At 53.9% G+C, this 7,158-nt stretch carries 10 protein-coding genes; 3 read left to right on the top strand and 7 right to left on the bottom strand.

All coding sequences use genetic code 11. The features are described from left to right. The first annotated feature begins 761 nt into the window (after window positions 1-761). Window positions 762-1,034 carry a hypothetical protein gene (locus tag IEX44_RS20705; RefSeq protein WP_188687888.1) on the top strand — a complete coding sequence of 91 codons (273 nt, stop codon included), beginning with the start codon at window positions 762-764 and terminating at the stop codon, window positions 1,032-1,034. A gap of 39 nt (window positions 1,035-1,073) precedes the next feature. Here IEX44_RS20705 and IEX44_RS20710 read toward each other — a convergent pair whose 3' ends face one another. From IEX44_RS20710 to IEX44_RS20740, 7 genes are all read right to left on the bottom strand, one after another. Further along, window positions 1,074-1,868, bottom strand: coding sequence for a zonular occludens toxin domain-containing protein (locus tag IEX44_RS20710; RefSeq protein ID WP_188687891.1), 795 nt, complete (start codon window positions 1,866-1,868; stop codon window positions 1,074-1,076). A gap of 2 nt (window positions 1,869-1,870) precedes the next feature. Further along, window positions 1,871-2,188: a DUF5455 family protein gene (locus tag IEX44_RS20715; RefSeq protein WP_188687893.1), complete on the bottom strand. Its 318-nt coding sequence runs from the start codon at window positions 2,186-2,188 to the stop codon at window positions 1,871-1,873. Beyond that, window positions 2,188-2,868, bottom strand: coding sequence for a hypothetical protein (locus tag IEX44_RS20720; RefSeq protein WP_188687896.1), 681 nt, complete (start codon window positions 2,866-2,868; stop codon window positions 2,188-2,190). The genes IEX44_RS20715 and IEX44_RS20720 overlap by 1 nt, the downstream gene beginning before the upstream one ends. An 850-nt stretch (window positions 2,869-3,718) precedes the next feature. Continuing rightward, on the bottom strand, window positions 3,719-3,931 hold the full coding sequence (locus IEX44_RS20725; protein ID WP_188687898.1) for a hypothetical protein: 213 nt from the start codon (window positions 3,929-3,931) through the stop codon (window positions 3,719-3,721). A 305-nt stretch (window positions 3,932-4,236) separates the two neighbouring features. Then, window positions 4,237-4,434, bottom strand: a complete 198-nt coding sequence (locus IEX44_RS20730) for a hypothetical protein (RefSeq protein ID WP_188687900.1) — start codon at window positions 4,432-4,434, stop codon at window positions 4,237-4,239. A 2-nt stretch (window positions 4,435-4,436) separates the two neighbouring features. Next, window positions 4,437-4,760: a hypothetical protein gene (locus IEX44_RS20735; RefSeq protein WP_188687902.1), complete on the bottom strand. Its 324-nt coding sequence runs from the start codon at window positions 4,758-4,760 to the stop codon at window positions 4,437-4,439. An 11-nt stretch (window positions 4,761-4,771) separates the two neighbouring features. Then, complete coding sequence (locus IEX44_RS20740) at window positions 4,772-6,172, bottom strand: replication initiation factor domain-containing protein (protein WP_188687904.1); 1,401 nt, start codon at window positions 6,170-6,172, stop codon at window positions 4,772-4,774. A gap of 90 nt (window positions 6,173-6,262) precedes the next feature. Here IEX44_RS20740 and IEX44_RS20745 point away from each other — a divergent pair, with 90 nt between their 5' ends. Together IEX44_RS20745 and IEX44_RS20750 are read left to right on the top strand one after the other, a co-directional pair. Beyond that, the gene (locus IEX44_RS20745) at window positions 6,263-6,652 is read left to right on the top strand and encodes a hypothetical protein (RefSeq protein ID WP_188687906.1); all 390 of its coding nucleotides are present in this window, start codon (window positions 6,263-6,265) and stop codon (window positions 6,650-6,652) included. Window positions 6,653-6,799: 147 nt separating this feature from the next. Next, window positions 6,800-7,158 (top strand): hypothetical protein (locus IEX44_RS20750; protein ID WP_188698818.1); only part of this gene is annotated, 359 nt, incomplete at its 3' end.

Here is a 7,158-nt window from a genome sequence, read left to right on the forward strand (position 1 = left end):
GCTGGTATTCATCGACCACTACAGGATTGATCGTCAACTCTGCGAAAACCAGGCAACTCACATCGAAGGCCTGCAACGCCGACATGATTTCTACAAGAAGCAATGCGGACTGGAAAGCCGCTGGGGAATGATGCTTAACAATCTGTTTGGATAGCTATTTTTTGGAGCACGGCGTGTCCTGAAAAAGCACGCCGCCAGAGTCAGAACGGCACTTGTAAATTGTCGTGTGCGGAGCCCCTGACGCAGCCGTTAGTGCTGGATCAGACGCTTTAGGCTGAAGCTCAGCGCTGGGCCTGATCTTGACTTCGTCAGCCGCGAGATCAGTGCTACGTGGCAACCCATAGCGGACACCACGGATTGGCGCTTCAGGTTGATCACGCTGCCAAGGGAGGGCTATGGTGGCCACACGATCACTCCCCATAGGAAAGTGAAACGGCCCCCAATGATCCAGCACACCGTAGATGATCAAATCCACGAGCAAAAACATGAAAATAGCGAGTCGCATGACATCTTATTTTTTGTGCGTATTAACGCCGAGAAGCATAGCGGAAACCCGGTTTGGCAATAAGGGGTCCGGGCAAGGAATACGGGCGGAGCGCCCCGCCCTGCACCGCCGCTCGCACCCCGCAAGCGGGGACCCCAGTCGCGGCTAATCTATTATTCGTAACAGTTACGATATTTCAGACAGACGGCACATTAAACGTAACCGTTACGAAATTGCACTGCTATAATTATCGTAACAGTTACAATATTGGTGCGACATGGCAAAGCAACCCGAAGACAAACAAACCCTTGAGCTGATCGAAGCCCCAAAGAAACGCGGAAGACCAGCCACCGGCAACGCGAAGACCGCAGCCGAGCGCATGAAGGAGATGCGCAGAAGGGACAAGGTCAACGGCAACGCAACCGTAAAGCTGGATAGCGCAGAAATCGCAATAACCCTGGTATCGCTGGAAGCCGCGTACATGAACGATAACGGGACATGGCGCAACGAGAACGCCAAGCGGCTCCACGAAAAACTAAAATGCGCGTAACAGTGACGAAAAACCGGCAAACGCCGGTTTTTTACATCTTTAATACTGCAAGCGCACCCTACTCCCCATTTTTTGGCACACCCGGATATACGCATAAAGCGGAACCCGCCAAGCTAGCGACAACAGGAAACGCCGATCCATCTGCAGTTTGACCGGCTCATAACGGCCAGCCAGATGCCATGGTGAAAGCATTGTGTGGAGCGCACAGGCCTTGTCATGCGATGCCGGTAGAAAAATCTGAGCCGTGTCATATCCGGGGTAAAGATCGCGACCACGATAGAACCAGCGATCAACCACCATCGCATGCATGTCCATTCCGTACTTGACCATACCCATATGTACCTTGGGCGGGCGAATGCCCGTGAGATGCGTCAGCACTGGTATCGATAGCCGGTCCAGCCGTTTGCAGGGAACGTGGTACTCAACAAGCGTGTCCCGCACCTGTTTGTCGATCTGTGCCGGACCTTGCGCAATAAACATGGTGTCCCAACCGAGTTTGCGCGAATGAATGAACCAGTCCAGCAACGGCTGCCGCTCCTTGTCACCCCAGCTCCGGGCGTTCAGAAAAGCAGCGCATTCGTCCAGGACAATCAATCCGTTTTCTTCCTCGACAATACCCGGCTGACCCCGACCGATCGCTTCCATATCCCGGATGGTCGGAGCATCAGGGAGCCGAATTAACGTGACGCGTGACGAATGAGGAAGCAAGCCGTCCAGCTTGATATCCAGGTTGGTGGCAACCTTCTTTCCCGCCAGCAACGCATCCCTGATCCGGCCAACAGCAAGTAGCGATTTTCCGGAGCCTTTCTTCCCCGTCACAAAATAGTCAGCCATGGTCAGTTGATCTCCGCCAGTGTCTTGATGGCATCCATGTGGAAGTCGTACACAAAGCGGGCAACGCGCGCGGAGAAATAAGCACCGAGGCATGCAGGCGCATTAGAGGGTATGAAGCACATCCCCTGCACGATCCACTCAGGCGCACCCGCCGCAATTCCATTCAGCAAGCCACCAATCGCAGTGACGAATACGCCCAGGCAGATCAGCATCGCCGCGACTGCTGCAGCACCAATCGCCAGCTTGCGAGAAAAGGAAACGCCGAGCGCAGTCAACACCTGCGTAATCAGCGTGAGCAACCAACCAGCAAAAAGGGCCATCAGTCCTTACCTCCAGTAAACACACGGAAAAGGGAGAACGCAGTCAGGATGTACAAAATCCAGCCGAAGATATCGCGGACACGCGAAACGCCATCGGAAAAGTCGTAAGACACGGAGCCAAACGGGAGCGTGATCGACAGACGTGGAGCCTGCCCACCGGATGCGAAGATGGCCGCGGGGTCCCATCCGAAGTGATAACCGTCAATACTTCCGGATTGGGCCAAGGCGTTCATTTGGTCGGTCGCCTTTTTTTGGAAGTCGTCCGATAAACCCTTGTATTTATCGGCCATGCCATCTGAACCCTCGGGCGACTTAAAATCTGTCAACGCATTCAGGATGGACTGCTGCGTTGTTTCCTTGTTGTAATCATTCGGGATATCCAGCTTGATATTGCCTGCCCCGTCTGTAGAACCAGTGACCGAACTACTGGTTGAATTGGATGTGGAACTAGTGCAACCGGACATGCAGCCATCAGCATCACGCGGTAGAGATGAGTTGGCGTTTGTTCCAGTCTGATTGTTTGCCGGGTTGTCTGTATTGCTTGGCCCGGGTGTCTGACTGGCGGGCTGCGAAGCCTGAGACGGCAACGGCGCGTTAGTCACGCAAACATTGTGGTTCTGGACTTGGCCAAAGGTAGTGTTAGTTGGGCAATCTTTCGGTGACTGCGGCTCTTGAGACATAGACGAACCGACTGCTGTCTGGCTTGGCGTGCCAACCGAACTACTGTCAGACGAAGTGCAAGAGGTGCCGGTTGTGACCAGATGGCAGTACAACTTCGCCGGCGTTCCGTCTCCATTACCATACCATGACACCCCGGTTGGACCAGTGCCAGACTCGCAACTACTTGAGGTCGCGCGGCAAGAATTCACGCACTGCGGCAGTTTACTGTTCATCGCTGACTGCGCTTTCTTGAGGTCGGTCGCCTGACTCCAGTTACCCGGATTAGACTTTGTGCCCGGCACGTCCACGTAATACATCCCGAGGTCTTTGCCCGAGTCGCACGGCTGCGCAATAGGATCATGACAAGTGCCAACCGGGGTACAACGAAACATAGTCGTACTCACCCAGTTCCCCCAGTACAGAATCTGAACTGCTACCTGAATGTCACCGTTCTGATCAAAAGAAGGTGTGATGGCCCCGCATGACAATGCTCCTGGTGGACCGTTAATCCCCTGGGCGATGGCTACAGCGGAGCACATGGTGCCCCAGTCATCCCACGTCTTCCCAAGACCGGACCAACTACCATTCGTGTAGGGGTCCTCCCCGATCCAACCCGCAGTTGCGCAAGCACTAGAAACAAGGATGACGCCCAGCGCCAACGCACGAATCCATGCGGTGATACCAGTCACCCCACGACTCCACATTGTTCTGATCACTGTTTGCATAGACATATCTCTGATGGGTGGCCGCGCAGGCGCTGAGAATCACAACGAGGCTGGCCAGAATGAGCTTGGAGGGTGAGTGCATTGCTCTTACCGAAGAAAAACGGGGGCACTGCCCCCGTTTAATTGGACGCAAACGCCGATTGCCTTAGGACGCTGCGCGAATACCCTTCTTAACCAGCTTGATGACGGCAAAGCCGCCGTAAATCACGCCAACAGTGGTAGTCACCGCCGCGATGATCGTGGTGAACGAGGTCGTCAGATTGGTGATAGGAGTCACGTCAACCGTGGTGTCGGCCATGGCGGCGACAGAAGCGGATGCAGCGAATACAGCCAGGGCAATCTTGTTAATGCGGTTCATGGTTTTTCCTTGTGCGGTTAAACAACGGTCTCAATCGCCCGCCGAATGATCTTGACCATCCAGCCAGCAGCAAAGCCGACGCACCAGAGACCAAGCAGTGCAGCGGCAATTAGTAAGAGGTTGTCGTTCATGCGTTGAGCCCGGCGCTGAATCCGAGCGCGAGAACAATCACGGCACCAACGACGGCGACAATCTCTTGAATTGGTATGTTTTCCATGCAACCTCCGGGCGGCGAATAACGAACCAACACACCAGCAACATCAAGTCAAAGCCAGCGGTAAGCACTACCCATACAAGCCAGTCCATCAGCGCGCCCTCTTCCAGCACTCAAAAATGACAAACTGATTGAGGCAATCTGCAGCAGTGGTGATGGCGGATTCCCTGTCATCGAAAAAATCCGCATCGGTGATCAACTGGACGTAGTCAATTCCGCCGTCACCATCCGACCGCATGAAGTAGCCCGAATCCTTGTCCTGCACATAAAAGGCCGGGACTACTGCCATGATCAGCCAGCCTTGCTGAGCGTACCGTCAGCGGTATTCACACCACCCAGCGGCTTCAGACCCACCAGCACGGTTTTCACAGTCTTGCCGTTACTCACCTGATCCAGCTCCAGCTCAGCCTGAATCGGGTATTTCAGCGCTTTGAGTTGCTGAAACAGATCGGAAGAAGGAAATTTGAAATCAGCGATAGCAAAGCCACGTGCCGTGCCTTTGGATTCGTCCTGATCCATCAGCGTGAAAACAGTCGTGCTGTCATAGTTTTGGCCGTCAACTTCACCCTTGAACATCTTTGCGCCGACGACGGTTGCGGTAGTTTTGAAACGCATTGCAATTTCCTTTACGAGAGATAAGCGCCATCTGAAGTCGGGTTCCGCCAAGGCGCACTGGTAGCGGTGACTGAATCAAAAGGAATGTCTTCTTCCCAAACCGGCAGCGACACCACCTCGCAACCGAGCAGGCGTGAACGGTCTGAGAGCGTCAAAGGGGCCGGGCTAAGGGTGTAAGTCGGAACTTTCAGGCGCTTGGGCACCCCGTCTTGCTGAGTGCGGCGCAGGAATTCGTCCTGGCCAAGCACGTGCACCAACGTGCCGATGTATTTGCCGTACTGGTGATTGATGATTTCAATCGCGCGATCTACCGCAATTTCCATCTCCAGCTTTGTTGTGGTGATGCGGGATTGTTTTTCGCTGATCCACTCGAAAGCGGGATAACAGGCGGAAAGGTAAGCACCTGGGTTCATCAACATATCGAACGGCAATACACGCCCGACAGCCTTGTTTTCACATTCAATGCGCACCCACGGGGATTCTTTGCACCCTTCTTTCTTGCCACGTTCATAGATACGGGCGTACTTGCCGGAGCGACGGAGACCGACGCAGAACGTTCGACCTTTGCCGCTAGGTCGGTACCAGTTGCCCATTTGCTCGCATTCCGGCGCATTGCCCCGGTAGCACTGGTACAGATCGGTCTTATAGTCATCAAAGGCCTTATCCACGGTGTAGCGTTCACCGAGGTAGTCGTCATAAGCCAGATCAACACGCGTGAGCTTTGGCTGTTCTGCCTGATCCTGCAGGAAGTTAACCAGGCGCTCTTCCCAACCCTCTTCCGCTGCAGCGCAGCCCTTGCCTGTCAGCGACACTAGAATTTTGTTTCGCTGGCCACCGATGCAGACGAGGCCGAAACCATCGCCCAAATCCCACGACTGGCGGAAAAAATGAGCGCCGTTAGGCCGCTTGCCAGTCACGCCGAAGCCAAAGATTTGTTCCAGCTTGAGACTCATGGCCAGCACGTAATCGTCATCACACTGAAGGAACTGGCCAAACATGGCGCAGGTGTCTTTGTGGAACGTGAAGCTCACCCAGTCGATGAACGCGGCATCTCCGCCCCACCCTCTGCGCATCGGGTATTCAACGATTTCACCCGAGGTAGACATCACCAGTTTGATGGTCGGGACGGGTTCTTTTTGGGCAGTTAACCCCGTGTTACTAGTGGGGGTCTCCCGTGCACCGTCGGCTGCCTTTTCAGCCGGGGCCGGCGCTGCCGCGCCAGCACCCGTCCGAAACAGGCGACCGACTCTATCCTCTGATTCCTCTTTGCGTTCCAGGCGTGTACGGTTTTCCGGAGACAAGGCACGCGCCACCGTCGCATCAATTTTGGCGATTTGCTCAGGCGTGACCCGTCCGGCGTCGATTTTTTGCGCGGGCGTCACATCGGGCGATTGCGTGCGTTTACGGGACATGTTTTGGCGTGCTAACTTGGCATCAAGAATTACTGATACCCTAGCATCAGGAATTCTTTAAATCAAGAGTTCCTGATACGGAGAAAACACATGAACACGCTCGACGAAATTATCGACGAGGCAAAAAAACAGATTGGAACGGAGAGTGACCGACAGCTAGCACTGCACATCGGACTAACCCCGCAATCAGTTAGTCAGTGGCGGAAGAAAACCAGCTCGCCCGACATGTACGCGCTAATGAAACTGCAGGATATTTTGAAAAGAGACGCCCGAGAATTGTCCGCAATCATTGAAGCGGAACGGGCAAAAAGTGAGGAAAAACGCGGGTTTTGGGAAGGTATTAAGCGCGATTTCTCTAAGAACACCCTTCCGGTTGCCCTGGTTGTGGCGACGACGCTAGCCCTTGCTGGAGGGGGTCAAACTGATAGGTCCGCCCTATCGCTTACAGGGTATAAATCCAAAGCGATGTATATTATGTAAAGTTACATTGAGCGTCTGTTCAGAAGTATCCGGAATTTGGCCACTGTCAAAACAGCCAGCCTCCTCACCCTTTATCCATCCTGAAGTCACACCGATAAAACTCAAACCCGCCGACGAACGGCGGGTTTTTCGTATTGGGCGCACAACATGGATAAAAACAGAACATTTCCCCGCACAGACTTCAAATCAAATCAAAACGACCTGATGCACGCGATGTATTCCGTTACCGCAACGGAAATCGCTGAAATCTGCAAAGTCGACCTCGACACCGTGCACGCATGGAAAACCGGAATCCAGCCGGTACCATACATGGCCTACCAGTTACTACTCTTCAAAGTCCTTGGACGGATTCCTGAAGGATTCGGCAGTTGGTCAGGCTGGACAATTATCGAAGACCGGATATATCCGCCTGGCGCAACATACAAAGGCGCAGCCAGGCAGATTGAGCTGGTATTCATCGACCACTACAGGATTGATCGTCAACTCTGCGAAAACCAGGCAACTCA

This window comes from Silvimonas amylolytica (assembly GCF_014645555.1).
Classification (GTDB): Bacteria; Pseudomonadota; Gammaproteobacteria; order Burkholderiales; family Chitinibacteraceae; genus Silvimonas; species Silvimonas amylolytica.